The 26,970-nt window shown below is 39.7% G+C and carries 16 protein-coding genes; 5 read left to right on the forward strand and 11 right to left on the reverse strand.

Translation table 11 applies throughout. The features are described 5' to 3' along the window. Positions 1-7: 7 nt before the first annotated feature. From rodA to ESB04_RS04110, 3 genes are all read right to left on the reverse strand, one after another. Positions 8-1,297, reverse strand: coding sequence for a rod shape-determining protein RodA (gene rodA, locus ESB04_RS04100; RefSeq protein ID WP_129026450.1), 1,290 nt, complete (start codon positions 1,295-1,297; stop codon positions 8-10). Beyond that, positions 1,294-3,162, reverse strand: coding sequence for a penicillin-binding transpeptidase domain-containing protein (locus ESB04_RS04105; RefSeq protein ID WP_129026451.1), 1,869 nt, complete (start codon positions 3,160-3,162; stop codon positions 1,294-1,296). The genes rodA and ESB04_RS04105 overlap by 4 nt, the downstream gene beginning before the upstream one ends. A 76-nt stretch (positions 3,163-3,238) precedes the next feature. Then, on the reverse strand, positions 3,239-3,424 hold the full coding sequence (locus tag ESB04_RS04110; RefSeq protein ID WP_129026452.1) for an AtpZ/AtpI family protein: 186 nt from the start codon (positions 3,422-3,424) through the stop codon (positions 3,239-3,241). Between the two features lie 91 nt (positions 3,425-3,515). On the opposite strand from ESB04_RS04110, the gene porW reads away from it, so the two are divergent. The 3 genes from porW to ESB04_RS04125 are packed head-to-tail and all read left to right on the forward strand — an operon-like array spanning position 3,516 to position 9,424. Further along, positions 3,516-5,630 carry a type IX secretion system periplasmic lipoprotein PorW/SprE gene (gene porW / locus ESB04_RS04115; RefSeq protein ID WP_129026453.1) on the forward strand — a complete coding sequence of 705 codons (2,115 nt, stop codon included), beginning with the start codon at positions 3,516-3,518 and terminating at the stop codon, positions 5,628-5,630. A 1-nt stretch (position 5,631) separates the two neighbouring features. Beyond that, positions 5,632-7,944, forward strand: coding sequence for a penicillin-binding protein 1A (locus tag ESB04_RS04120; RefSeq protein ID WP_129026454.1), 2,313 nt, complete (start codon positions 5,632-5,634; stop codon positions 7,942-7,944). Continuing rightward, positions 7,934-9,424, forward strand: coding sequence for an FG-GAP repeat domain-containing protein (locus ESB04_RS04125; protein ID WP_129026455.1), 1,491 nt, complete (start codon positions 7,934-7,936; stop codon positions 9,422-9,424). The genes ESB04_RS04120 and ESB04_RS04125 overlap by 11 nt, the downstream gene beginning before the upstream one ends. Here ESB04_RS04125 and ESB04_RS04130 read toward each other — a convergent pair. The 3 genes from ESB04_RS04130 to ESB04_RS04140 all read right to left on the reverse strand — a co-directional run bounded on the left by ESB04_RS04130 (position 9,413) and on the right by ESB04_RS04140 (position 18,008). After that, a complete protein-coding gene (locus ESB04_RS04130) occupies positions 9,413-12,898 on the reverse strand; it encodes a VCBS repeat-containing protein (RefSeq protein WP_164969588.1) in 3,486 nt (1,161 codons plus the stop codon). The two genes, ESB04_RS04125 and ESB04_RS04130, sit on opposite strands and share 12 nt — an antisense overlap. 82 nt (positions 12,899-12,980) lie before the next feature. After that, entirely contained in the window at positions 12,981-14,738 is a 1,758-nt protein-coding gene (locus ESB04_RS04135; protein WP_129026457.1) for a RagB/SusD family nutrient uptake outer membrane protein, read from the reverse strand. A 30-nt stretch (positions 14,739-14,768) separates the two neighbouring features. Continuing rightward, entirely contained in the window at positions 14,769-18,008 is a 3,240-nt protein-coding gene (locus tag ESB04_RS04140) for a SusC/RagA family TonB-linked outer membrane protein (RefSeq protein ID WP_129026458.1), read from the reverse strand. 523 nt (positions 18,009-18,531) lie between these two features. On the opposite strand from ESB04_RS04140, the gene uvrC reads away from it, so the two are divergent. Next, on the forward strand, positions 18,532-20,340 hold the full coding sequence (gene uvrC / locus ESB04_RS04145) for an excinuclease ABC subunit UvrC (RefSeq protein ID WP_129026459.1): 1,809 nt from the start codon (positions 18,532-18,534) through the stop codon (positions 20,338-20,340). Here uvrC and nuoK read toward each other — a convergent pair. Genes nuoK through ESB04_RS04165 form a run of 4 tightly spaced genes read right to left on the reverse strand, consistent with a single transcriptional unit; the run spans position 20,337 to position 24,505 of the window. After that, the gene (gene nuoK / locus ESB04_RS04150) at positions 20,337-20,642 is read right to left on the reverse strand and encodes an NADH-quinone oxidoreductase subunit NuoK (RefSeq protein ID WP_129026460.1); all 306 of its coding nucleotides are present in this window, start codon (positions 20,640-20,642) and stop codon (positions 20,337-20,339) included. The two genes, uvrC and nuoK, sit on opposite strands and share 4 nt — an antisense overlap. Then, entirely contained in the window at positions 20,635-21,156 is a 522-nt protein-coding gene (locus ESB04_RS04155) for an NADH-quinone oxidoreductase subunit J family protein (RefSeq protein ID WP_129026461.1), read from the reverse strand. The genes nuoK and ESB04_RS04155 overlap by 8 nt, the downstream gene beginning before the upstream one ends. After that, positions 21,153-22,082 (reverse strand): 4Fe-4S binding protein, encoded by a 930-nt coding sequence (locus tag ESB04_RS04160; RefSeq protein ID WP_129026462.1) that lies wholly within the window; start codon positions 22,080-22,082, stop codon positions 21,153-21,155. The genes ESB04_RS04155 and ESB04_RS04160 overlap by 4 nt, the downstream gene beginning before the upstream one ends. 2 nt (positions 22,083-22,084) lie before the next feature. After that, entirely contained in the window at positions 22,085-24,505 is a 2,421-nt protein-coding gene (locus ESB04_RS04165) for an alpha-ketoacid dehydrogenase subunit alpha/beta (protein ID WP_235832173.1), read from the reverse strand. A gap of 164 nt (positions 24,506-24,669) precedes the next feature. On the opposite strand from ESB04_RS04165, the gene ESB04_RS04170 reads away from it, so the two are divergent. Beyond that, positions 24,670-25,047, forward strand: coding sequence for a DUF1573 domain-containing protein (locus tag ESB04_RS04170; protein WP_129026463.1), 378 nt, complete (start codon positions 24,670-24,672; stop codon positions 25,045-25,047). A gap of 57 nt (positions 25,048-25,104) precedes the next feature. Here the strand turns inward: ESB04_RS04170 and ESB04_RS04175 are convergent, their stop codons facing one another. Then, positions 25,105-26,970 (reverse strand): hypothetical protein, encoded by a 1,866-nt coding sequence (locus ESB04_RS04175; protein ID WP_129026464.1) that lies wholly within the window; start codon positions 26,968-26,970, stop codon positions 25,105-25,107.

Below are 26,970 nucleotides of genomic sequence, written 5' to 3' on the forward strand. Positions count from 1 at the left end.
TGGTAAATTATCTGGAAAGCATATCTGAACGATGTGAATCTAATTTCAGAAATATAAATAATAGTATGGTAAATGACCATAGGGAAGAACCTCCATAACTAAAAAATGGTAAAGGAATACCCATGATGGGCATCAAACCTATCGTCATCCCAATATTGACTAAAAAATGGAAAAATAAAATCCCAACTACTCCATATCCATAGGCGCGGGCAAAGCGTGACCGCTGCTGGTCTGCCAAATACATAATTCGCCATAGGAATACCACAAATAAAAGGATTACCACCATGACCCCAAAGAAACCATGCTCCTCTCCAATAGTACAAAAAATAAAATCAGTACTTTGTTCAGGCACAAAATCAAATTTGGTTTGTGTCCCTTGCAAATAACCCTTTCCCCAAAAGCCCCCTGATCCGATGGCTATTTTAGATTGAGTCACTTGATATCCCAAACCCCTCGGATCAAAAGAAGGGTCAATCAACACTTTAATTCGATTTCTCTGATGCTCTTTTAGTACTTTATTAACTGCTAAATCCACCAAAAAAACCATCATCATAACTCCCGCAATAAAGAGCGCCGCTTTCACATATGTTTGCCTCATGCGTTGAATGTAAATAGGTGACATGCCAATGATACCCCCTACCATTAAAATTAAAACCAGTAATATAGTCCAAGGACTCAAGAGTAAAGCAGAAACAAAAATGACCACAGAACCAACAAATATGCCAGGGTATTCTCCAGGTAATCCCTCTCTGTAAAGTAAAATTAAAAAGGAAGCAAAAACGAGTGCTGAACCCGTTTCATTAGAGGCAATAATTAATAGCATCGGCAAGGCAATGATGACACCCACTACCCATTGATTTTTCCACCTACTCAAATTTACTTGAGGTTCATTTAAATACTTAGCTAGAAGTAAAGCTGTGGCTGTTTTAGCAAATTCCGCCGGCTGAATGGTAATGCTACCCAGCTTAAACCAAGAATGTGAGCCGTTGATGGTGACTCCTAAAAAAGGCACTAGGACCAAAAGTAAAATAAAGCCAGCATAAATGATGGGGGCAAATGCTTCAAAAAAGCGAAAATCAATGGCAAAAATTATGATAATCAGGACCAAACTAGTACCCATCCAAATAAGTTGCTTGCCTGCATTGGAATCGTAAAATTTGGCATCAAAAATCCAGAGAGGAGACTCAGGATTATACACCGCGGAATAGATATTCATCCAGCCAGCTATGACAAATAGCGCATAAAGGGATATGGTAATCCAATCCACTTTAGATACTAATTGATTTTGCTGACTCATTTTAAAGTATCTTTTTTAGTTTTTACAGGTTTTGGTCCAGTTACCGACAATACATTCGGAAGGTAACTCTTATTCATGAATTTCTCCTCCACGGCCTTTCTATCCACTTTTCCTTTTAAATATTTCTCAATGATGAGCGAAGCAATGGGTGCCGCCGCAAAACCTCCAAAACCGGCATTCTCCACAAATACAGCAATGGCAATTTTGGGGTTGTCTTTCGGTGCAAAGGCAATGAAAACGGAATGATCTTCCCCTTTGGCATTTTGAGAAGTACCCGTTTTACCGCACATAACGATGTCAGGAATTTTACCATCTCCGCCCACCGTACCATGCAAAACAGCATCCTTCATTCCTTCGATAACCACTCCAAAGTGCTTGGAATCTATGCCTACTGACACAGGTGTTTTATAAAATGGATCCACCTCTTTCTTATCGCCAATAGCCTTCACAATATGCGGAGGAATATACCAACCTCTGTTGGCAATAATCGCAGCCACATTCGCCATTTTTAAAGGATTCACCACCAACTCTCCCTCACCGATACTCAAGGAATAAATGTTGGAAAACTTCCACGTATTTTCACCTTTATACACCTTATTGTAATAGTCTACATTGGGTAAAATACCTTTTTTCTCATTACCTAAATCCACACCCAACTTTCTTCCAAACCCAAAATTGGCTACTAGCTCAGACCAGCGTTTTAAACCTTGTGCTGAACGCTCATAGGTATTTCCTTGGGTCCCATCATACAATATTTTTCTAAAAGCATGATAGAAATAAGGGTTACAAGACCATTGAATGGCATTGTGCAGATCATTATGAGAAGTATTGTGGGAGTGGCACTTGACAGGTGCACCAGCATGGGTAAAAACACTCCCTGGTGTAATAATGCCTAATTGAAGACCCACCAAGGCTTGGATTAATTTAAAAGTTGATCCTGGACGATAATAGGCGGAAGGAGGTCGATTTAGTAATGGCTTCATTGGATCCAATGCCAAATTGCGGTAGTATTTGGAAAAATTTCTTCCAGCCAAAAGACTTGGGTCATAGGATGGCGCAGACACCATCGTTAAAATTTCCCCTGTACTCGGTTCTATGGCCACCACTGAACCCACTTTGTTACGCATTAAACTATCCGCATATTCCTGCAAGCGAATATCCACACCCGTGTAAAGATTCTTCCCTGCAATGGGCTGAATATCCAAACTCCCCTCCTTAAAATCTCCCTTTTCCACTCCATTACTATTCACCATGCGGTATTTCACCCCCCGCTGACCCCTCAAATCTTCCTCATAAAAGCTCTCGATTCCCGACACCCCGACATAATCCCCTTGTCGGTAATAATCGTCTTTTTGAGTAGATAAAGAAGTAGAATTAATCTCTGCCACATAACCCAAGGCATTGGAGAATGCCTTAGATTGATAAGTTCTAAAGGCCGTGGTGGTAAAAGTAAATCCAGGAAAATCCACCATAGCATCTTGCACTCGGGCGAAGTCCTCTTTCGATAAATGCTTTAAAAATAAGTAAGGCTTTACCCTAGAATAAGCTTTTGCCTGCTTGCATGTAGAATCAAAATATGCCCTTGTGATGCCAAATAGCCGACAAAACTGCATGGTATCTCGCACACGAGCCTTCCTGGGCGTGATGTACAAATCGTAAACAGGCGTATTGTAAACGATTAATTTATTGTTTCGATCATAAACCTCTCCCCGAAAAGGAACTTGAATAATTTTCCTGATGGCATTGTTATCGGCTGCCTTCTCATAACTATCATCTATGACCTGAAGAAAAAATAACTTACCTATAAACACCAGGCCAATGATGATAAAGAACAACAATAGAATTTGTCTACGACCCTCAAACACCTAAAGAAAACATTAACATGAAAAATCTCAGCAATTTACAGAAATATCTCGGCTTATAAATCGAGCGAATTGCCAATTATTTTAACAAACTTCGAATCAAACCGAACATGGAAAAGACGATGGAGCCTAATGAAAAAACGATTGTCATCCAGGGTTTGCTGAATTGAAAGTAAGCATCCAAATACCTGCCCAGCCATACTCCTAATAATATGGTGACCAACATCTGAAAAGCGGCTCCCATGTATTTTTGATAGGGGTTCATAAGTTAAGATTAAATTAATCACAAAGCCATGCTAAATTTATCCCTTTTTCGTTGAGATAAATTGTAAATTTGAACAATTTTGGATTTCCACATGCATATAAGATTTTGGCTTCTTGGTTTATTGGCTCTTGTGAGTGCTTGTTCTCAACAAAGCACCAAGCCTGCTGCGGTGGCATTCCACAACCTCAACGCCAAATACAATGCGATTTGGCAAGCCGATCGAATCAAAAATACGATCCAAAAGAAATTTTGGGAGGAACATAAGGAAGACTACCGAGCAATCCTCCCCATACTTCCAGCTGTTGATTCAACTTTTGGACAGCAACATGCCTCCGAGATTGATCAAGTAATCAAAAAGGCTTCACTAGTCATTGATCGCCACCAAAACTCCCATTTTATTGATGATGCCTATTCCTTAATAGGCTGGGGGCGATACATTAAAAAGGATTTTAAAAATGCGGTGGAGACATTTAAGTTTGTGAATTCGATCGACAATGACCCTCGTTCGCAATTCACTTCCTTACTTCATCTGTATCAAATTTATACTTTTCAACACGATTTCGTTTCGGCAGAAAAGGTATCGGAGTTTATCCAGACACTAAACCTCAACCGCGAACAAAAGAATTCTTACTTGTTGGCTAGAGCTTTTTATCATCAAAACAAAAACGAAATAATTCCTACCATTGCACTTTTAGAGGAAGTTATTCCTTCCCTCAAAGCTGGGGAGGAAAAAGCCCGTTTATTCTTCATTCTTGGGCAAATGTTTGAATCTCAAGGGAAAAATAAATTAGCCTTGGAAAACTTCGCGTTAGTTAAAAAAAACAAGGCTAGTTACGAATTACAATTCCGGGCTACTTTAGCTGTTCACCAACTAAACAATGATGCAGTAGAACTGGAAAAAATGATTCGAGAGCCTAAAAACGCCGACCTCGTTTCAGCTATTTATGTCGCTTTGGGGCAGATGTATTTCAAAAACAAAGAATACGAAAAAGCCAAAAATTATTGGACAAAAGGTGGTAGTAATGGAAGTGATCGAGGGGAAGTATATTTGCAATTAGGAAACCTGTTTGCTTCTCAACTAAAACAATTGGATGAAGCAGCGCTGTATTTTGATAGTGCTGCTACCTATCTTTCTCCCAATCATCCGGCCCATGCATCCGCTCAAAAACTTAAAGCTACATGGTCTAACTATTTAAAATTAAGTCAAGCCCTGAGCAAAGAGGATTCATTGCTTCATTTAAGTCAAATGTCTTTGGACGAGTTAAGCTCCCTTTACCAAAAGACCCATAAAAAACTGGCCAAGAAATCGGATTCCTTGAATAATGCGAAGATACCCCTGGCCAGCCAAGTGAGCTTTACTAGAAGGCCATCTACTCCTGAACAACAAAGTTTTTACTTTTATAATGATCAGGCCAGAATTCAAGGTCAGCAAGAATTTAACAACAAATGGGGCGTGAGAACTCTGGAAGATTTTTGGAATCGAAAAAATAAAAATAACAACCTGAATAGTCAGATTGTCAACCTAACTCAGAACAATCCCAATCCTTCCAATGAAAATTTGAAGCCTTTATCCACAAGTACTGAGAATAAGGATTCCCTGCAGATTTGGCTCAATTCAATACCCAAAAGTGCTCAAGAGATAGCCCAGGTAAAAAAACGTCAAGAGGAGGCTCTATTTGAATTAGGGAAATTTGTCCAATTAGAAATCGGAGAAAAAGATCAGGCTCGTCAAATTTTGAAAAAACTGTTGGCCAACTATCCTGGAAGCACACATGAGGCAGAAGCACTATATTTATTGTATTTAAGCAGTCCAAAAGAATCACCCGAGCAAAAAGCCTACAGGACTAGCCTATTTGATCGCTTCCCCACTGCTTATTTCAAGCAATTGATACTGAAAATTGAAAATGGAAGCTTGACAGAAAGCAATGAATTGGCAGCACAAAAAGCTTATGAACAAGCCTTTACACAATTTAAATCTTCCAATTTCACCGAAGCATCGCGACTGTGTCAACAAATCTTGCAGCAGTTTCCGGGTAGTAACTTAGAAGATAAAGTCGTATTTTTAAAGGCTCTTTGTTACGGAGGACTAAAAGAATACTCCAACTATCAAGACAATTTAAAAAACTTCATACAAGCTTTCCCAAAAAGCCCATTAACAACGGAGGCAGAAGCATTATTAAATGCTTATTCCAAAAATAAAAACTAATATGTTCGAATTTGAAGAGGGAAAATATCTAAAACTGATTCGATTTACTTATAAATTCTTATTGGGTTCTACCTTGTTTGCTGTGCTTTTTATTACAGCAGTCAATTTTAATTTTCTTTGGCTTTTTGGCGGAATGCCTAGCTTATATGAGTTAGAAAATCCTAAGAGCCAAGAGGCTTCATTGTTAATCTCGGAGGATGGCCAAGAAATTGGAAAATACTTCCGTGAAAATCGCCACCCAGTGGAATTTGAGGAATTATCTCCTGCCATAATCAACACGCTCATGGCCACGGAAGATGCTCGTTTCACTACCCACTCCGGTATAGATATGCGCTCCATGATGCGTGTGGTGCTCAGTATGGGAACCTCAGGTGGGGGAAGTACTATTTCCCAACAATTAGCCAAAAACCTGTTTCACACACGCTCGATTGAATTTGGTGAAGACGATCCTCTATACATGGGTTTACTCATGAAGATTGGAGGTCTAAAGACCGCTATTGCCAAAGTCAAAGAATGGATTTTAGCCATCAAATTGGAAAGACGCTATACCAAGCAGGAAATTATGGCCATGTACTTGAACGAAGTTAGTTTTGGTAATAATGCCTATGGCATACAAGTGGCTTGTCGGACCTATTTCCAAAAAGACGTCAAAACGGTCACACTTACAGAAGCTGCCACACTGATTGGTTTATTACAAAATCCATCTTTATATGACCCACGCATCCGCCCAGAAAAAACCTTGGAGAGAAGAAATGTAGTTTTAGGCCAATTAGCCAAGTACGACTATATTTTAAGAGATGAAGCCGAGCGTTTGATGGAAACACCTTTAAACTTAAAGTTTAAGGTAGAAAACCAAAACACTGGAGCAGCACCTTATTTCAGGGAAAGTGTTAGAAAACAAATTTTGGCTATCATCAAAGAAATAAATGCCGATAGACCTGAGGATCAACAAATTAACCTGTATACTTCTGGACTTCGTATCTATACCAGCATCGACTCTCGTATGCAAAAGTATGCTGAAGAGTCGATTCAGGAGCACATGCGTGCGGAACAAGGTCTATTCAATGCACATTGGAAAGGGAGAAATCCTTGGGTCAATGAAGAAATGAAGGAAATCAAAGGATTCCTGAAAGATGCCATGAAACGGACAGATCGATACCGTGAATTGATGGCGGCCTATAACAATGATGAGTTTAAAGTATGGGAAGAACTGAACAGGAAGGTAAAAATGACGGTTTTTTCCTACCAAGGCGACATCGATACCACTATGAGCTCAATGGATTCCCTTAACTATTATAAAAGAATATTGAACTGCGGTTTTATGGCAATGGACCCAACTAATGGCCATGTGAAAGCCTGGATCGGTGGTATCAATTATAAATACTTCAAATTTGACCACATCACACAGAGTAGAAGGCAGCCGGGGTCTACCTTCAAGCCATTTGTTTATGGAGCAGCCATAGAAAATGAATTAGCCACTCCTTGCGATGAACTCATCGACGAGCCTGTCACCTTCGGAGAAGAAGATGGATTGACCACTGGAACATGGACCCCTCAAAATTCAGATGGGAAATACAGCTACGAAAAACTAAAGCTTCGTCGGGCCATGGCCTTATCCATCAATACCATTTCAGCCAAATTAATGAAAGAAATGGGGCCTCAAAAAATTGCTGATTTTGCGCACAAGGCTGGAATTACTAGTCCTTTATACGAAGGCCCTTCCCTTTGTTTGGGAGCCTCAGAAGTATCTGTATTTGAGCAGGTGGCTGGTTATAGCACCTTTGCCAACTTAGGAGAAAGAATTGAGCCTATCATGATTTTGAAAATAACTGATAAGGTGGGCAATGTGCTTCGGGAGTTTTCTCCTACGGCTAAAGCAGCCATTAAACCGGAAACAGCCTACTTAATGACATATATGTTGCAGGGTGCCGTTCAAGAACCCGGAGGAACTGCCGAGGGACTTAAAAGAACTTCCATTGTGGCAGAGAATGAAATTGGTGCCAAAACAGGTACCACTTCCAACTACTCTGATGGTTGGTTCATGGGAGTCACTCAAAAATTAGTAGCAGGCGTATGGGTAGGTGGAGATGATCGTAGTATCCACTTTAGAACCTTGGCCCTTGGTCAAGGAGCCAAAATGGCCATGCCAGCCTATGCTAAATTCATGGAAAAAGTATATTCCGACCAAACTTTAGCCATTGAAGGCTATCGAAAAATGCCATTTTTAAAGCCTGAGAAGTTTGTATTTGATTTCACATGCAGTGGTAAAGTAGGCATCGATTCATCAGCAATACAAAATACCAATGTTCAATAATATGCGTTTTTTTGCCGCCTTATTAGGTTTAACTTTATGTATTACCGCTTGTCAAGAAAGTAAAGAGGAAAAAAGTGCCCGATTAGCCAAAGAAACATGCTCCTCTTGTCACAAATTCCCCGATCCCTCCTTGCTCGACAAAAAAACTTGGAAAGAGGGAGTTTTGCCTGAGATGGGCTATCGCTTGGGTATCGGTGATCGCTTTCAATTGATGACCCGTATTTCTGAGGAGCAATATCAAAGTGCCATGGCGATGGATATCTATCCATTAGACCCCAAAATTAGCGAGGAAGATTGGCAATCCATCGTGGATTATTATGTAAACAATGCTCCCGAAAAACCCATACCTCAAAAGAAGAGAAGTACAATCAGCACCTCTACCCTGCATTTTAAAGAAGAAACTTTAATTTCTAAAAAAGATCCATTGGGTGTGGTGATTTCATTACGGATTGAACCGACTAAAGGAGAAGTTTGGGCAGGAACCAGAAATCGTACCTTATGGGTACTTGATTCCAAAAAGCAAATTAAAAGAACCGTAGAAACTAACAGCCCGGTAGCATTAACACAAATGTTGGCGGGAACTCCCTACCTTCTGGCCATTGGTAAAATGTATCCAAATGATGAAAAAATTGGCACCATGTATTCCATCAATCCTCAGGGAAAATTGCTTGCTCAAATTGATTCACTCAAGCGACCAGTGGATGTACAGATCAGTGATTTTAATGGCGATGGAGTTCAAGATTTCGTCATCTGTGAATATGGATTTGAAAGAGGTCAATTGACCTGGGTTGATGGGAAAAATAAAACTAGACATGTGTTAAAAGCACAAGCCGGAGCCCGCAATGTGGTCATTAAAGATTATACGGGAGATGGCAAACCTGACTTGTTAGTTTTAATGGCACAATCCCGAGAAGGAGTTTCCCTATTCATTAATAAAGGACAAGGAATCTTTGTGGAAAAACCCCTTCTTCAGTTCGATTCGGTATTTGGTAGCAGTTATATGGAAGTGGCTGACATGAACCAAGACGGCCACGATGACATCATCGTTTCCAATGGGGATAATGCCGACTATTCTCGTTCAAAAAAGGCATTTCATGGCGTTCATGTGTACTTAAATGACGGAAGAAATAACTTTAAAGAAGGCTATTTTTATCCGTCTTATGGCGCCTCCAAAACCGTCGCAAGGGACTTCGACCAGGACGGAGATTTAGACCTAGCGATGATTGCATTTTTTGCTGAAAATGACCAGGGACGAAATGAAAATTTCTTATACTTCCAAAATCAAGGAAACATGACCTTCCAAGTGAGCAATTTAAACATTGGTAATGGCGGTCATTACATTTGTATGGATGCGGGAGATGTAGATCAAGATGGGGATATTGATATTGTCTTAGGTAACTATCAATTTGGTGCTGTGAAGCCAGGAACCCAACTGACTCCTGGACTTCAACTGACCTATTTCAAGAACCTAATTCGCTAATTTAGCGCCTTGAGGAACATATCCTTGAGCCAATCCACTTTGGCTTAGGTAAGAAGCACCATAGGTCCACCAAACTTTTTGTTTCTTGCCTAAATACTCATAGGTGAAATCTTTGGGAGCATTGACCAATGGCATAAAACTCTTCACAGGCTTAAATACATGTATTTCGCCTCGGTTTTGCAAAGCCAAAAAGCCCAATTGATTCTTACCTAATTGAATGCTTACCAAGGATTTAGCATCCTTTGGTACAAACAATCCAGAATTAGGCTGATAAGTAAATTTACCTTTGCCATTTCCTAATAATACCCCACCATTAGAAGCATCATAACGCCCGGTGGACACCTCATTACCAAAGTTATTTCCGACATACAATACATCTAAAAATCCATCTTGGTTGATGTCCAATACCTGCATACCGTTCATTGCAGAAACCTGTGCCATGGCAGGTAATTCATGAATAGCAAATTTACCCTTACCCAAATTCTCTATATAAACTGAGGCGTTTTCAGTAAATGCTACTTTGGAAGATTTTTTCTTCTCTGTATCAGTAAACATATCCTCTTGCTTAGCCTTACCGAAATCCTTGTAATAAACATAGCGCGCACGGGTAGCATTCAGCTGTTTATGTGTATCATCTTTTCCAAACAATGGATATGATTCATAAAGACCTTTCGGACCTTCAAAATACACAAATGGGAAAATATCATATAAGCCATTACCATCTAAATCCCCATGTACAATTTCCACTGGTTGCTTAGGATTAGCTCGCAAAATGGTGTTCTTACCCATATTTCCAGCAAGAAAATCAAGATCTCCATCCTGATCAAAATCAGCACTAGTGATAGATGCCCATAATCCAGTAGCATTCTCCAATCCTGTTTCAGAAAGTTTGACCAATTTAGCCTTCTGATTTTCAAAAACTTGGATAGGTTGATATTCACCAGCTACCACCAAATCCATCCATCCATCTTGATTAACATCAGCCCAAACAGCATCGCAAGCAAGAGCCTCCTTTAATAAATCTGGAGCCCAAGTAGCCGTGGCATCAGTGAATTTAATTTGACCTAGTTTGGAATCATTTCGTAATAATCTGGAAACCGTTCCTTTAGGATATTCAAAAGGCACATTTCTACCGCTAACAAATAAATCCAAGTCCCCATCACGGTCAAAATCAATGGCCCTTACGCCGGAATTACTCTCGACAAAACTAGGTAATGCCTGACTATCCAAGCTAAAATTCCCTTTTCCGTCATTTTTATAAATGACATCTTGAAAACTTGGTGAATTTGGCTTATCCTCTGCACCCCCGCGAGCGATGTATAAATCTAAATCACCATCTTTATCCAAATCAGCTAATAATGAACCTAAATCCTCTCCCATTTTTTTAGGTTGGTCCAATGCACCATCCAATGGCTTCGAAGTAAAGCGACCGTTGGCCTGTTGGGTATAAATAAGTCCAGAATAAAACTTAGAACCACCAACAAAGAAATCCTCTAATCCATCGCCATTAATATCCCCAACCGAACAACCAGGTCCTAGCTGTGAAAGCTTAAATGGCAGGAGAATTTGGAAGTTGAAATCTACAAAATCATATTCTTTATGTACATCTGTCAATTGAAGAGACTGGCTGATATCTTCTAACAGCGGTTTAGGCTGATCAAACATGCTTTGAATAGGCTCTTTAGCATCCGATTCCTTCACAGTAATCACCTTATTTTTTCCTGGATTTTTAATCACCTGCATGGAATCATTAGGCCAAAAAATGCGCATTTCTTTGATGGCTAATTTGTTACCTAAGCCTATGTGAGCCACGGTTTCCACACTGGATAAATATCCACGATAAGGCGTATTTTCATAATAATATCGGGAACCATCACTGAAAATTGCTTCAATCTTCGCTCCGAGGCCTAATAGATTTTTAGCCTTTCCCTCAAACTTAACTCGTAAATATTGAGACTTTTCCTTGTCTTGTTCGATGGTGTTATTGCGATAAACAAAAGCCTCATCATTGATATTATTTACCACATAATCCAAGTCTCCATCATTATCTAAATCGCCATAAACCGCACCATTAGAAAAGGATGCTACATTAATACCCCAATTAGCACTTACATCATCAAATTTCAATCCGCCCAAGTTCTTGAAAGCATAATTATTGATTTTAATTACTGGCAATTTCTCCAACATGATGGCCTCTGAGGTTAGTCGTTTGGATTCAGCCTGATAAGACATGAAATCACGATCGGTTACGTCTTTAGGAAAACCATTAGTAATCAATAAATCGCGATAACCATCGTTGTCAAAATCCGCTAAAGAGGGGCACCAGCTCCATTCGGTTTCAGCCACCCCAGCCATTAAACCTATCTCTTGGAAAGGATAGGGTTGACCATTGGGTTGTTTACCTGCATTTAATTGCAGGGTATTGCGCATATATTGATAAGTATATCCATAAGTATCACTATTCAAATAGGTTTGGTAATGATTTCCTGGTGCCAATTGCTTTTTGCGATCATTGCTTTTAGGCAACATATCCAAAGCCACAATGTCTGCCAAACCATCATTGTTAATATCTGCCACATCATTACCCATAGCACTGAGGCTGGTATGCTTAAAATAGATCTTAGATTGATCCGTAAAAGTTCCGTTTTGATTATTGATATACAAAATATCATCAGAAACATAGTCGTTAGTTACATAAATATCCGGCCAATTGTCCTGATTGATATCACAAATATTAATACCTAAACCGAATCCTTCTAAGTTAATTCCTGCTTCTCTAGATACATTGGTAAATACAGGATGTTTTAATGTTTCTGACCAATCATTTCGATACAATCTATCAGTATTAGGATAGCTTCCATCCGTTACTTTTGGACGAAAAAGGGACGGAAACTCTGTGATTTTATCGGTTAGGACATACAAATCTAGGTCTCCATCTTTATCATAATCAAAAAATGCAGCATGTTGACTGTGCCCAGAATCGTTGATTCCATATTCCACGGCCATTTCCTTGAAAGACGGAATACCATTTTTAATACCTTGATTAACAAACATTAAATTTTCACGGTCCTTATCTCCATTTTTTAAGGTTACGGATACATAAATGTCCATCAATCCGTCGCCATTGATATCTACCACACTCACACCCGCACACCAACGATTTTTAGTGTCAATGCCCGCTTGCTTGGATACCTCCTCAAATTTCATTTCACCTTTATTCAGATATAAGGTGCCATTTGCTTGGTTACCCGAAAAGAATAAATCCAATAAGCCATCATTATTAAAATCGCCCATACCCACTCCACTACCATTGTAAAGGTATTCATACTTCAAAATACTCAAAGTGTCATTTTCGACTATTTGATTGGAAAAATGAATACCTGTCTGGTCACTAGGCAGAAGTTCGAAGGTGGTTTTATTTTTACAGGAGCTAAAACCAATAAAAACAAAGCTAAGAAAAAGTAGTTGGCGCATTTTCATCATATCAAAATTGGTAGGCTAAAATTAAAAAAGGTGGGAACAAGTTCCCACCTTTTTAATAATTAAAAATATACTATTAATAACTAGGGTTTTGCTTCAAAATAGAAGTTCCCTGGATATCAATTTGAGCTTGTGGAATAGGAAGGAATTCCTTACCAGTAGTGAATTTAGCTCCCCCAAACATCGTTACTAAGTTTTTAGACTCGTAAGTTAAATACGCATTTAACACTTTGTTCGCATCACCCCAACGAACTAAGTCGAAGAATCGGTGACCTTCTGTTGCTAATTCTAACATACGCTCCATTTTAAGTGCTTTCATTGCCTCATCTGCGTTAGCAAATGCAGTATATGGTGCAATTACGTAGTTAGCTTCTAACTCTCCAGTTTTAGCATTTTTAACAAAGCTAGCTGGGTTAGCAGCACGGTTACGTACTTGGTTGATATAACCTAAAGCAGTTGCTAAACTTCCACCACCTTTGATTTCTGCTTCAGCAGCCATCAACAATACATCAGCATAGCGAATGATGTTGTAGTTCAATGTAGCATATCCACGAGTCCAACCAGAACCATCTGTCAATGTATTTTCCTGAGATTTGTAATACACATATTTCTTAGGAGAATATGGACCTGCATAAGTCTGGTCACGGATCCAGTTTTTACCTGGGTGCTCGATCCAGTCTAAGTATTGAATACCGCGACGACCAATAGTGTGGTCAATACGTGGATCCAATGGGCCTTGATCTTCAGTAAATGGATCGTTAGAACCAATTTTGTAATCATGCTTTACTGCATTTTCAGGTGCATTGTAGGCAGGCTGTCCGTCAACTTCAGTCAATAAAGGCAAACCATCTTTAGTACGGTAAGCATTAGCTAAAGTGAAAGAAGGCTGGAAGAATCCGCAGCAGTTACCTGGACCATCTGGACCAGTGTTGTATGGATAGTTCAATACGTCAAATGCGTTTGAGTTATTTACGTTACCCGTATTCATAGATGATTGAATAGCAAATACAGCTTCTTCGTTATTATCGTTAGCTGCATTGAATACATCTTGGAATCTAGGCACTAAACCATACTTCTTGCCATTGGTAGTTTTACCATTAGCAATAACAGTAGTGAAGATAGCTTTAGCTTCTGCAAATTTACCTTGGTATAACAAGGACTTACCTAAGTAAGCACCTGCAGCCCATTTATTAGCACGACCCGCTGAAGACTGAGTCTCAGGCAAGTTGTCATAAGCAAATTTGAAGTCAGCATCAATTTTACCCCAGATATCTGGAGTATTGGCTACTTTCTCAATTCCCTTACCGTAGTCTAAAGTCTCGTCTACATAAGGTACAGAGTTAAACAAACGCTTCAATTCAAAGTAGAAGTGGCCACGTAAGAAACGTGCTTCTCCGATGATACGAGTTTTATCAGCAGCAGAAAGAACCTTCGACTCGTTGGCTAAATTAATAGTAGCATTTGCACGCGCAATACCTTCGTATTTTGCTTGCCAAGTACCATTAATATCACCAGAAACAGGTGAAGACTCATAACGCTGAATTGGGTTGATGGAAGTAAAGTCACCCGCATCGGTTCCTTTATTGTTCTCACCACCTAAGATAGAACCCCAAAGCCAGTTGTTTGAAGCAGCTACCTGAGTGAAGTTTTTCGCAGCTAATGCTGAGTAAGCTCCAATCAGAGTACCTTCCACACCAGCCTTAGAAGTCAATTGCGCCTGAGCTAATGAACCCGTTGGCAATACCTCTAAAAACTGATCCTTACAAGCGAATGTCAAGGTAAATGCAGATGCACTTACTAAGGCTAATCGTTTTAAAATATGATATTTTTTCATTTTATTTTAATTTAAATTGGCTTTCGCGGATTAAAATGACAAGTTGATAGCAGCGTTGAATGAACGAGTAACAGGGTAGTTACCAACGTCAATACCAAAACTAGTATCTGCAGCACCACCAACACCTGGATCTAATCCCTTGTATTTAGTGAATGTCAACAAGTTATTAGCAGAAAGTGTCAACTTGGCACGCTTGATACCTAGCTTAGAAGAAAACTTCGTAGGAATGTTATATCCTAATGAAATGTTCTGGAAACGGATGTAATCTCCATCTTCTACGTACCAAGAGTTCTCAGCACCTGAAGTAGAGATGTTAGATGCTGACTCCCAAATTGGAGCTAAAGCATTGTTTCCTAAAGCTGGAGTCCATGATTGCTTAGCACGCTCACCTTTACCAGAACCTTCGAATGTTCCGAAGAAGTCAGTAAACCACTTAGACTGGTTCCAAATTTTGTTACCAGCAGAAGCATATACGTACATGTTCAAATCAAATGCTCTGTAAGTCAAACCTACGTTGATACCACCAGTGTAAGTTGGAACTGGAGAACCTAAATAAGTACGGTCAGCAGGAGTGATTTTACCATCTCCATCCATATCAGCATAACGGAAACGACCGACACCAGCACCAGATTGAGCAGGAGCAGAAGTAACTTCAGCAGCAGTATTGAAATAACCCAATACTTTGTAGCCATAGAATGAAGATAATGAACGACCAATTTCCATACGGATTGGAGTAATACCACGGAATGCACCACCAGTTAAGTTAGTGATACCTGGAGCGAATGCTACGATTTCGTTTTTCAAGAATGAGTTATTGAAAGTCAATTCGTATTTCAACTCACTAGTGATGTTACCACGGTTAATGATTTGGAAGTCGATACCTTCGTTACGCATTTTAGCTACGTTAACTGATGGAGCAGATGCGTTTGGTCCAACAACCGCAGGAAGTGGTACGTTGAATAACAAATCACGAGTATCTTTTCTCCACAAATCGAATACCAATTCCCACTTACCGTTTAAGAAAGTAGCATCAAAACCGATGTTGGTAGTCTCAGAAGTCTCCCACTTAGCAGCAGGGTTACCTATACGAGAACGGATATAACCTTCATTAGCACCAGAGCTTTGTCCGTCAATTGGATAGAAAGACAAATCACGTCTTGCAGCATATAAGGAATATTGGTTAGCTGGGTCCACGTTGTTTGAGTTACCCATTTCACCCCAACCTCCACGGATTTTCAAATCAGTGATTGCAGGAAGATCCTTCATGAATTCCTCTGAAGTCACACGCCAAGCTGCAGAGAATGCAGGGAATACACCATAACGGTTTTGAGCACCGAAACGAGATGAACCGTCACGACGAACAACGGCTGTTAAATAATACTTCTCATCGAAGTTATAATCAGCTTTACCGAATAATGAGTAGAAGTTTACTCCGCTGAATAAGTTTGAGTTAACTACTGGCGATTGAACAGCGTTCAAAGTAACGAAGTCTAAGTCCATTGAGAATGGATTGATACCTGATCCTGAAATGCTACGTCCACGTCCTGTGTTCAATGACTCTAAACCAACTAAAGCTTTAATACCGTGCTTTCTCCACTGATATTTGTAAGCTACTGTGTTAGAGAATACCCAAGCAAAAGAATAACCAGATCCTTCTGAGAAGCTATCTGAAGCCTCTGGCTCAGAGTCTCCCAAATATCTGTAGTTATAGTTTACGAAGTATGAGTTGTTGTATTGACCTCCAATGCTAGATTTGATGATCAAATCTTTAATTGGCTCAACTTCCACATACACGTTACCTACCGCATTAGCGTTGTAGTTTTGGTCATTGATTTGGTTGGTCATTAATTGTCTAACTGGGTTACGTGGGTTGTTAAAACCAGCAGCTCTTGTAGACGCAAAACTTCCAAAATCATCACGCACAGGAATAACCGTTGGCATACGATAAGCAGATAAGATCACTGACTCATCACCAGCGATACCTAGACCACCGTTACCACCTGATTGACCTCTTACTGAACGGTAAGTAAACTGTAAGTTCTCTCCGATTCTAACATGCTTTCCTAAATCAAACTCAGAGTTAAAACGAGCTGAATAACGACGGAAATCATTTTCCAATAAAATACCTTGTTGCTCTTGAGCAGACAAACCAATATAGAAACGTCCATTGTCAGTTCCACCACTGAAACCTAATGAATGACGCTGAGTAGTACCGAAACGAGTAATCTCGTCATACCAGTTAGTACCCGCTAAATTTGGACGAATAACAAAAGTCGTTAATGGATTAGCAGCATAGGCAGCTTGAGCTGCAGCCATATCTACTGCTCCTCTTACACCATTTTGTCCATTGAAGTGCAAATATGTTGGTAAAGTAGCTTGTGCTGAAGTACCATATTGTGGGTGAGAGTAAGACACTGCAGTTCCGTTAGCAGCCGCGTTATTACGGTAGGCTACGTGTGTCCAATCAGCCTGCTCTTGTGGAGTCAACATTTTTGGAGCACCATTTACGTTAGGGTCTGTTCCACCATATAATCCATCATAAGTAATTTGTAAAGGTTTTTTTCCTTTTGCACCACGCTTGGTAGTGTAAACGATTACACCGTTAGCTGCACGAGCTCCATAGATAGAAGCGGCTGCAGCGTCTTTTAAAACAGTAGTACTTTCAATATCATCTGGTGATAAGAAATCAGTAGATCCTACTGGTACTCCATCAACAATGTACAATGGTTCGTTACCACCGAATGCACCAAAACCACGTACACGAATGATACTGTTGGTACCTGGCTGACCGTTTGTGATCAAAGTAACACCGGCCACACGACCTTGTAATTGTTGTTCAACGTTTCCTGAAGGGGCAATTTGTAAGTCCTTGGCCTTAACAATAGATGCAGCGGCTGTGGACTCTTTTTTGTTGGTTACCGAGTAACCTGTAACGATAACCTCACTCAATTGGCTAACATCTTCTTCTAATGTAACCGAAACTGAGGCTTGAGAACCTACAGATACTTCTTTTGTCTTGTAACCTACTGCAGAAATGGACAAAACAGTGTTTGCAGATTTAACTGAAATCGAAAATGCTCCATTAATATCAGTAGTGGTTCCTGTATTGGTTCCTTTTACCAATATACTAACGCCAGGGATACCTTGTGAATCGGTACCAACCACTTTACCCGAAACCTTGCGGTCTTGAGCAAATGACGCAAAGCTCCCTAGCACCATAATAGCTAGCAAAAAGAAGCTTTTGAAATTTTGATAATATTTGTGTTTCATAAGTAATAGTTGATTAATTATTTATTTAAAATGTTGCGTTTGAATAATCGCCCTTTTTTAAATCATCGGACCTCCTTTCGTTTTATAAGTGTTTAGCGTTTAACATTTAAAGGAAAGCAAATTCTTGAAATATTTACATTCATTTAATAGTCACTTAGAAATCGGCACCCTACTAAATGATATAATTCTTCTAAGAACTAAACTATCCTTAACTATCCTATAGCTTAGAATACCTCCAAATATGTGTAATTCAATACTAATCTGCAAGCAATAAATGCAAATTTTTAACGGTATTGTATTATTTATTGGAAAATGCACTTAATAAGCAATTTATTATATACTTATGATACATTGAGACATTGTTATTAATTCATTAAATCTTGTTTAAGCCCTGTTAAACAACCTGCATGAACTTTTGTAGCAAAAAAATAAACTAAAAAAGCAAATATCTATACGTAAAAAGGTTCATATTCTTAGAAAAATACAAAAATAGATTTTCAAAATGATTTATTAAATTTGAGCTATGAATAGCTTCGATCCCAAAAGCATATTACATTCCCTACCCGAGGAACCTGGAGTGTATCGATACTTCGATGCAGAAGACCATATCATCTATATAGGGAAAGCAAAAAATCTAAAAAATAGGATCAGTAGCTATTTTGTTAATCCTAAAAACCATGATACTAAAACCCGTCGGCTCGTTCAACAAATTCAGAAACTAGAATTTACTATCGTACACTCTGAATTTGATGCACTTTTATTGGAAAATACGCTAATCAAGCAATTTCAGCCGAAGTACAATATCCTTTTACGAGACGACAAAACTTACCCTTTTATTTGTATAAGTCATGAGCGATTCCCACGTATTTTAACAGCTCGAAGAATCAATCATGCTCAAGGTACATTTTATGGACCTTTTGCCAACCCAAAATCCATGAACACTTTGCTGGAAATTATTCACCAGCTATTTCCTATCAGGACCTGTTCATTGAACCTCAAGCAAAATGCCATCGAGGAAGGGAAATTTAAAGTTTGTCTAGAATACCATATTGGCAACTGCAAAGGGCCGTGTGAAAATCTGCAAACTGAAGAAGATTATTTACAATACATTGAACAGATCTCCCAAATACTAAAAGGTAACTATCAAAAGCCCAAGTTGTATTTCGTTGAAAAAATGCAAGAGGCTGCCGACAAACTAGCATTTGAACAAGCACAAGAATGGAAAGAAAAATGGCAGCTATTGGAAAACTTCCAAGCTAAATCTACCGTTGTTAATCCTGCCATTCATGATGTAGACGTATTTTCTATTGTTTCAGACGAACAGCTTTCCTACATCAATTTCATGAAAGTAAACAATGGAACCATTGTACAATCTCAAACTTGGGAAGTCAAGAAAAAATTAAAGGAGGACGAAGCCGATGTCTTAACCATGTTAATTTGGGAAAAAAGAGAGGAATTCCAAAGCAGCGCCAAAGAGATTATCAGCAACATTCCCATGACCATCGAATTTCAAGGAGTCAAAAATCATATCCCACAAATGGGCGATAAAAAAAAGTTGCTGGATATGTCCTTAAAAAATGTACTTTATTTTAGAAAAGAAAAGGCCGATAGAAAAGCTGCAGAGGAAAGTGGAGGCGACCGAAAAATGCGGGTGTTACTCACCCTGAAGAATGATTTGCATTTGAGTAAATTACCCCAAAGAATTGAATGTTTTGATAATTCCAATTTACAAGGCTCCCACCCTGTATCTGCCATGGTCTGTTTCATTCAAGGAGTTCCTGCTAAAAAAGAATATCGCCTTTTCACACCCAAGACCGTAGAGGGACCCAATGACTTTGCTACCATGACAGAGGTAGTCGGTAGAAGGTACTCCCGTTTAATAGAAGAGGAAGCTAACTTACCCGACTTAATCATCATCGATGGAGGGAAAGGACAACTTAGTGCTGCCTGCGATGCGCTGAAATCCATAGGCATCTACGGACAAATTCCCATCATTGGTATTGCCAAACGTTTAGAGGAGATTTATTTTCCTGAGGACAGTTTGCCACTGTACATCGACAAAAAATCAGAATCGCTTAAACTCATCCAACAACTAAGGGACGAGGCACATCGTTTTGGTATAACTGCACATCGAAATAAACGGAGCAAGCATTTTATTGTAAGTCACTTAGAAGAATTAGATGGCATCGGAAAATTAACTGCCCAAAAATTGTTGAAAAAATTCGGAACTATTAAAAATATCCATGAAGCACCCATGGAAGAACTCGAAAAGGTTTTGGGAAAAATGAAGGCTTTGAGCCTAAAACAACAAATCAAAGATTGGGTAGACTAAAATCTCGATTTCTCTGAACCCAGATCAATGTGTTTAAATTGACGATAAACTTGTAAAATAATGGCTAGGGCAATGGTCATTTCACAGACACCTACCACCAATACAAATACAGAAAAAGCTAGTCCTTGGATTCGATCATCATGACGAGAAAAAGCAATCAAATTCAGGTTTGCCGCATTCAACATCAACTCTATCCCCATTAGAACAAAAATCATGTTTCGCTTTAATAGCATGATGGCTAATCCCACTGAAAAAAGTAAGGCGCTCACCATTAAAAAATAAATCAAAGGTATCTCATTCATGATGCTTCGCAATATAGGTGGATCCAACCAATGCTACCAATAAAAATACACCGACTAACTCAAAGGCAAATGAATACTCCGTCAATAAAGTTAAACCTAGGTAAGTCAATTTAGAGGACTTTTGAGCCTCATCGGAATACATAGCCCAAGTAATGGACGAACGAGTCAATATCCAGATAATCCCTAGGAAGGTCGAGATACTAATTGACATTGCCCAAAAACGGCCTGATTGCTTAGTTTCTAAATCATTTTGCATTTCTGCTCTTACTTTACCGGGTTGTTGCGTCAGCATGATTCCAAATAATATCAAAATCAGGACACCTCCCACGTAAATCAATAAATGAGAAACCGCCATCACATCAGCATATGCCATGACATATAATCCCGCTAAACCCAACATACATAAAAACATGGACAATGCAGCATGCAATAAATTTTTTGTCCAAGCCATAGCTAGAGCACTTGCAGATGTCAACATGGTCAAGACCAAGAAAGAGGCAATCATTGGGCTCATGATTCTGTTTGTGGGGGCTTAGGCTTAAAGCTAGGTTTAAATGCAGGTTTGGCCACAGGCTTTACTTCCTCCGCGGGTGATGATTCAGCACTAGCATCTGCCTTCGGCTTGAAGCTAGGTTTAAATGCAGGTTTGGCCGCAGGCTTTACTTCCTCCGCGGGTGATGATTCAGCACTAGCATCTGCCTTCGGCTTGAAGCTAGGTTTAAATGCAGGTTTGGCCGCAGGCTTTACTTCCTCCGCGGGTGATGATTCAGTACTAGCATCTGCCTTCGGCTTGAAAATAGGTTTAAATGCGGGTTTGGCCACAGGCTTAGTCTCCTCTACTGGAGCCAACGCAGCATTAGCGCTGGATTGCTTCAAAGCTTCTTTCTCTGCTACAAACTGCTCGTACATTTGCTTTTTTTCAGCCGCTTGCTCCGGACTTAAATTGGCAAATGAAAAATTATGCTCTTTAACATCAAAAACAGAAAAATCATATTCCGAAGTCATGGTAAGACATTCAGTAGGACAGACTGTCGTGCACAATCCACAAAAGCAGCACTTCGACATGTCAATATCAAACTTGGCAGCATATAAACGAATCGGAGAACCATCCGAGGTATAACCCACTAGACCTGTGGCTTTAATAGGTTCTATTTCAATGCAATCGACTGGACAAACCTTCACGCATTTGTCGCAAACGATACAATCATCCATTTCATTATGCAATTGATACCGTCCATTAACGGGCGTCGGAATTTCCTGATGCGGATATTCTAGGGTAAAAACGCCCTCATTCGACTTAAAATAATCTGCATGTTGTACGTTTTGGATAGTCCTTTGATTTCGAGCATTCCAAGCGTGCTTCCAAGTCAAAGCCAAGCCTTTGCGAGTACTTGAAATGGCCGATTTAATTTGCCGAAAATAAAGACTTAGTGCAGACATAGCTAGAAATAAATTGCAGGGAAAAGTCCTGGATCAGACTCTCTCATCATTTCATATACGGTATCCACCACATTTTCAACATTCGGTTTGGAGAAATAATCTCCATCAGAACTGTATGCTGGACGATGTGGTGGCGAAGACAAGCACCTAGCAGCCGTATCTAGCCAAGCGAAGGCCCCTTGTTTATCTAATACTTCCTGCATCATGTAGGCAGTAGTTCCTCCGGGCATATCTTCATCGGCAAAAAGTACTCGATGTGTTTTTTGTATGGAGGCCGCGATACTATGTGTACGGTCAAAGGGCAATAAAGTCTGCACATCGATCACTTCCACAGAAATTCCCATACCTGCTAAATTCTCAGAAGCTTCCATGACAATGCGACACATGGAACCATAAGTAACCACCGTAATATCTGTTCCTTCACGTAATACCTCAGGAACACCCAAGGGAACTGTAATTTCAGATAAGTTATCCGGTAAAGCTTCTTTTAGGCGATACCCATTCAAGCACTCAACCACAATTCCAGGATCATCTCCCTTTAATAGGGTCCGATACATCCCTGCTGCTTGCGTCATATTTCTAGGGACGCAGAAATGTATTCCTCGTAATCCATTAATCAAAACGGCCATCGGACTACCCGAATGCCATATTCCTTCCAAACGGTGCCCACGGGTTCTTAAAATCATCGGAGCCTTTTGTCCACCTGCAGTGCGGTAATGCAAGCATGCCAAATCATCTGACAAAACAGGAAAAGGATAAAATATATAATCCAAATATTGAATTTCAACAATTGGTCTTAGTCCACGCATGGAAGAACCTATCCCCTGCCCCACGATGCTTACCTCTCGAATGCCCGTATCCGTAATTTTCAAATCACCAAAAACCTCTTGCAATCCCGCTAAGGTCTGATTCACATCCCCAATTTTACCAACGTCTTCCCCCAAAATAAACACCCGAGGGTCTTCTAGTAGATAGGCAAAGGTTTTATTCAAAATTTCCCGACCATCTATCAAAGTAGGATTTTTGGAATAAACAGGTTTGATAGGATCAACTAATAAAGGCGAATGCTCGGATTGACTGATTTGATGTGAACTGAATCTACGTTGATTTCTTTCCTCCAATTCGCTCAACCATTTTCTAAGTAATTTCACAGCAGGACCTTGGTACACCCGAAATGCCCTCAATGTTTTTCTTCCTGCACGTACCAAATCACTGAATATTGGATATGGCAATTGTTTTAATTCATTCAAAATGGGCGACAAAAGATTAGCCTCATTGGTAGACTCCATTAAATTTTGCGCAATGCGCAAAAATACTTTTTTATCTGGCTCAATAGAAGCCATATAAGCTGCAAATGCCTCTTTTTGATATTTTCTAGCCTCTAGTACAGCGGCCTCATCGATGGCTTTCAATTGCTCCTCAGAAGCCATTCCTTGATCCAAAATCCACTGCCTGAAAAGCAAATTGCAATCCATCTCATGTTCCCAAGCCAAACGCTCAGAGGATTTATAACGTTCATGGGAACCTGAAGCCGAATGCCCTTGAGGTTGAGTACATTCCATGACATGCACTAAACATGGCACAAATTCCTCTCGGGCCAAATGGGCCGCTCTTTGATATGCCTGAATCAATCCTGGATAATCCCAGGCTCGTACTTGAATAATTTCAATTCCTTTCTCCAGCTCATTGCGCTGAAATCCAGCTAATGCTTTGGAGATGGATGATTTCGTTGTTTGAAACTCTATGGGCACAGAAATACCGTATCCATCATCCCAAACAGAGAATACTATGGGTACTTGCAAAACACCTGCGGCATTCACACATTCCAAAAACATCCCCTCAGAAGTTGACGCATCACCGATGGTGGTAAAACAAACTTCTTTACCATCCTTGGAAAACTTGGATTTATGTTCGGCTAGATCTTTCCTAAATTGATACATTTTGGAGGCGTACGCAATTCCTAAAGAACGCGGAATTTGCATAGCCGTAGAAGATACCCCTGCGACAGAATTATATTGATTAGTTTGATCTAACCACTCTCCAGCCTCATCTAACCAGCGCGTAGCATGGTGATTATTCATTTGTCGACCAGCCGAATGAGGATCAAAATTCCGATCAGGATGACCGTATAATTGGGCAAAATACTGTGGCCAAGTTAAATCTCCAATGGCAATTCCAATCGTTTGGTCTCGATAATACCCAGAGATATAATCCCCTAAACGCATGGATCTAGCCAGGGCAATTTGACATAATTCTTTACCGTCACCATAGATACCAAACTTCGCTCTACCAGAAAAAACTTCCTTACGCACGAGCAAGCTACATTGTCTGCTGATGACTGCCAAACGGTAATCTTCCAACACATGGTCTGGATTGAAATCAATCTCAACGCGTGAAAATTGTTTGGTTTTGGATATAATCAATGGAAATTCATTAAAAATTGCAAGGTAAAAATACGATAAAATAATCGTGAGCCAAATACCCAGTCATTCAATTCTTACATAAAAAATAGGTGATTTTTTTTGCTGAATCTTAGCTTTGTTTTAGCTTTGCTAAACACACATTGAAAAATTTCAAACAAAGAAGCATGAAAAAATTAATTGGTATTTTGGCTTTGCTAGTAGGTTTTGCATTTCAATCCAACGCCCAAGGAACTTTAAAATTCAAAAAAGAAAAGCATGATTTCGGTACCATCGCCGAAGGTGTTCAAGCTACCTATAGCTTTGAATTCACTAACACAGGAAATGCTCCAGTAGTCATTTCTAATGTTCAGCCATCTTGTGGTTGCACCACACCAGATTGGACAAGAGAACCCATTATGCCGGGTAAAACTGGTAAGGTAACGGCCTCTTACAACTCGACCGGTAGACCTGGAAATTTCAGTAAAACCATTACGGTAATCAACAATGGTTCTACATCTCAAATCATTTTGATGATTTCAGGATCTGTAAAACCGAAGGCCTAAAATTTATTTTCCCTTAAATAAAAAAGCCTCCTAATTTCTTAGGGGGCTTTTTTTATGTTAATCCCGATTGATTAGAGCGTCATAGGCTCTTTTTTGGGTAAGTCCATTAATCCAGGATGCTATTTTCAAAACATCCTTTGCTGGGACATGAGACATAGGTGCCATCTCTGTAGCAAAATCTGGCCAATTCTTAGGATTTGGCTTATATACCAATGATAAAATTTGCTTATCACTGTACTTGCGCTTAGAAATATCTGTGAAGGATGGACCAATCAATCTCTCCTCACGGGCATGACAAGCCACGCAAGTATGCTTTTTTAATAAGGCCATAGCCTCATTATCGGAAATTATTGTACTCGGCTTGCTAGATTCAACTTTGCTTACCTTTTTCTCAGGCACAACCTTTTCTAGCAATGGAGCATTGCTCATGTTTAATTGAAGTTTTTCTCCAGCAGGAATCTGGTTAAGTGTATAATAGGCTGTTTCATGTAGCAACAAATCTCCAGCTTCATTTTTCACTCCCGACAATTTAAATTCGTGGATAAAATATTGACGGATATTATCCAGCACGATTCTAACCTTCTTTTTATCAGAGGAAACTTCAATTCCCTTTATTCCGACATCCTTGACATCAATAATCGGACTTCCATATTGATGCTGGTATTTATAGATATAAGACCTAATCGCATAAGATGCCGCCTTCTTAACTGAATTAACATCTACTGCCTGGGTAAAACTTATTTCAAATCCATCGGGTCTTGCCTCAATCATATTGATTTCAAATGGGGTTATTCCATTCCAAACCAAGCGTTGTAAGCCAAAATTGTCTTTACCTGTGGATCCCCATCCACGAGAGGTCATTCCTACAAACATACTTCCATCCAAACCAAAGCGCTCTCTCAAAATACCTGATTGGAAACCCTCACGGTAATTGATACAAAATCCTTGATAGACTCCATTTACCTTTTCCAATCCCATTCGCATTACTTTAGATTGCCCTTGGTCAGCTACAAAATACTGGCCAGGGAATGGACTGAACTTCCCTTTGGTGGTATCTTGTAAAATATCCGATGTAGAAATTCCCATGATAGCATGCGGAAACCACACAGCAGGTAGCTTTAAATTTTTCACTTTTTTGGCAGCCTCAAACATCGGTGAACCATTGTCTGGAATCTCTTCCAAAGTCAATTTGAATGGACTATTAGGTTCTTTGGCCCATTTCAATCCCCCAGGATTACCCGCAAAATCTCCCTTGGCCAAGTGCGTCACACGTCCAGAACCTACCCAGTCGCCCTGGTTTTCCCCATAAAAAATATCACCCTCTTGATTAATGCTATAACCCGCAGGTGAGCGTAATCCAGCCGCAAAAGGCTCTAATTTCCCATCGGGGCTAATCTTGACTAACCATCCTCTCCATTTAGCAAATTTACCTTCGCCAAAACCTACCCAAGCCAAATTCAAGGTAACCCACATATCTCCATTTTTATCAAAAACAGGACCATAAGTGTATTCATGATAGTTGCCAGACAGCTGAAATTGATAAATAGGCTCATAACGATCAGCCACTCCATCGCGATCCGTATCTGTCACTTTGGTTAATTCACCCCGCTGTGAGCAATAAAAAGCCCCATCCTTATATGCCAATCCCAAAATCTCATGCATACCACTAGCAAATCGTCGGTAATAGGTCTGATGACTTTCCTTTTGGTAAGGATTATCAATGATCCAAATTTCTCCTCGTCTAGTACTAACTGCTAGTCTACCATCAGGCATGGTGGCTAAACCTCCTATTTCCAAATAAATATCTTGAGGAATGGGTAATGTTTTTATTTCATAATAATCCTTTTCTGTTTTTGCCGCTGGATTTTGTGCCATGACAAACGTGGAAATGAATAATAATAAGATACTAACTGACTGTTTCAT

This window comes from Aquirufa rosea, assembly GCF_004118285.1.
GTDB lineage: Bacteria > Bacteroidota > Bacteroidia > Cytophagales > Spirosomataceae > Aquirufa > Aquirufa rosea.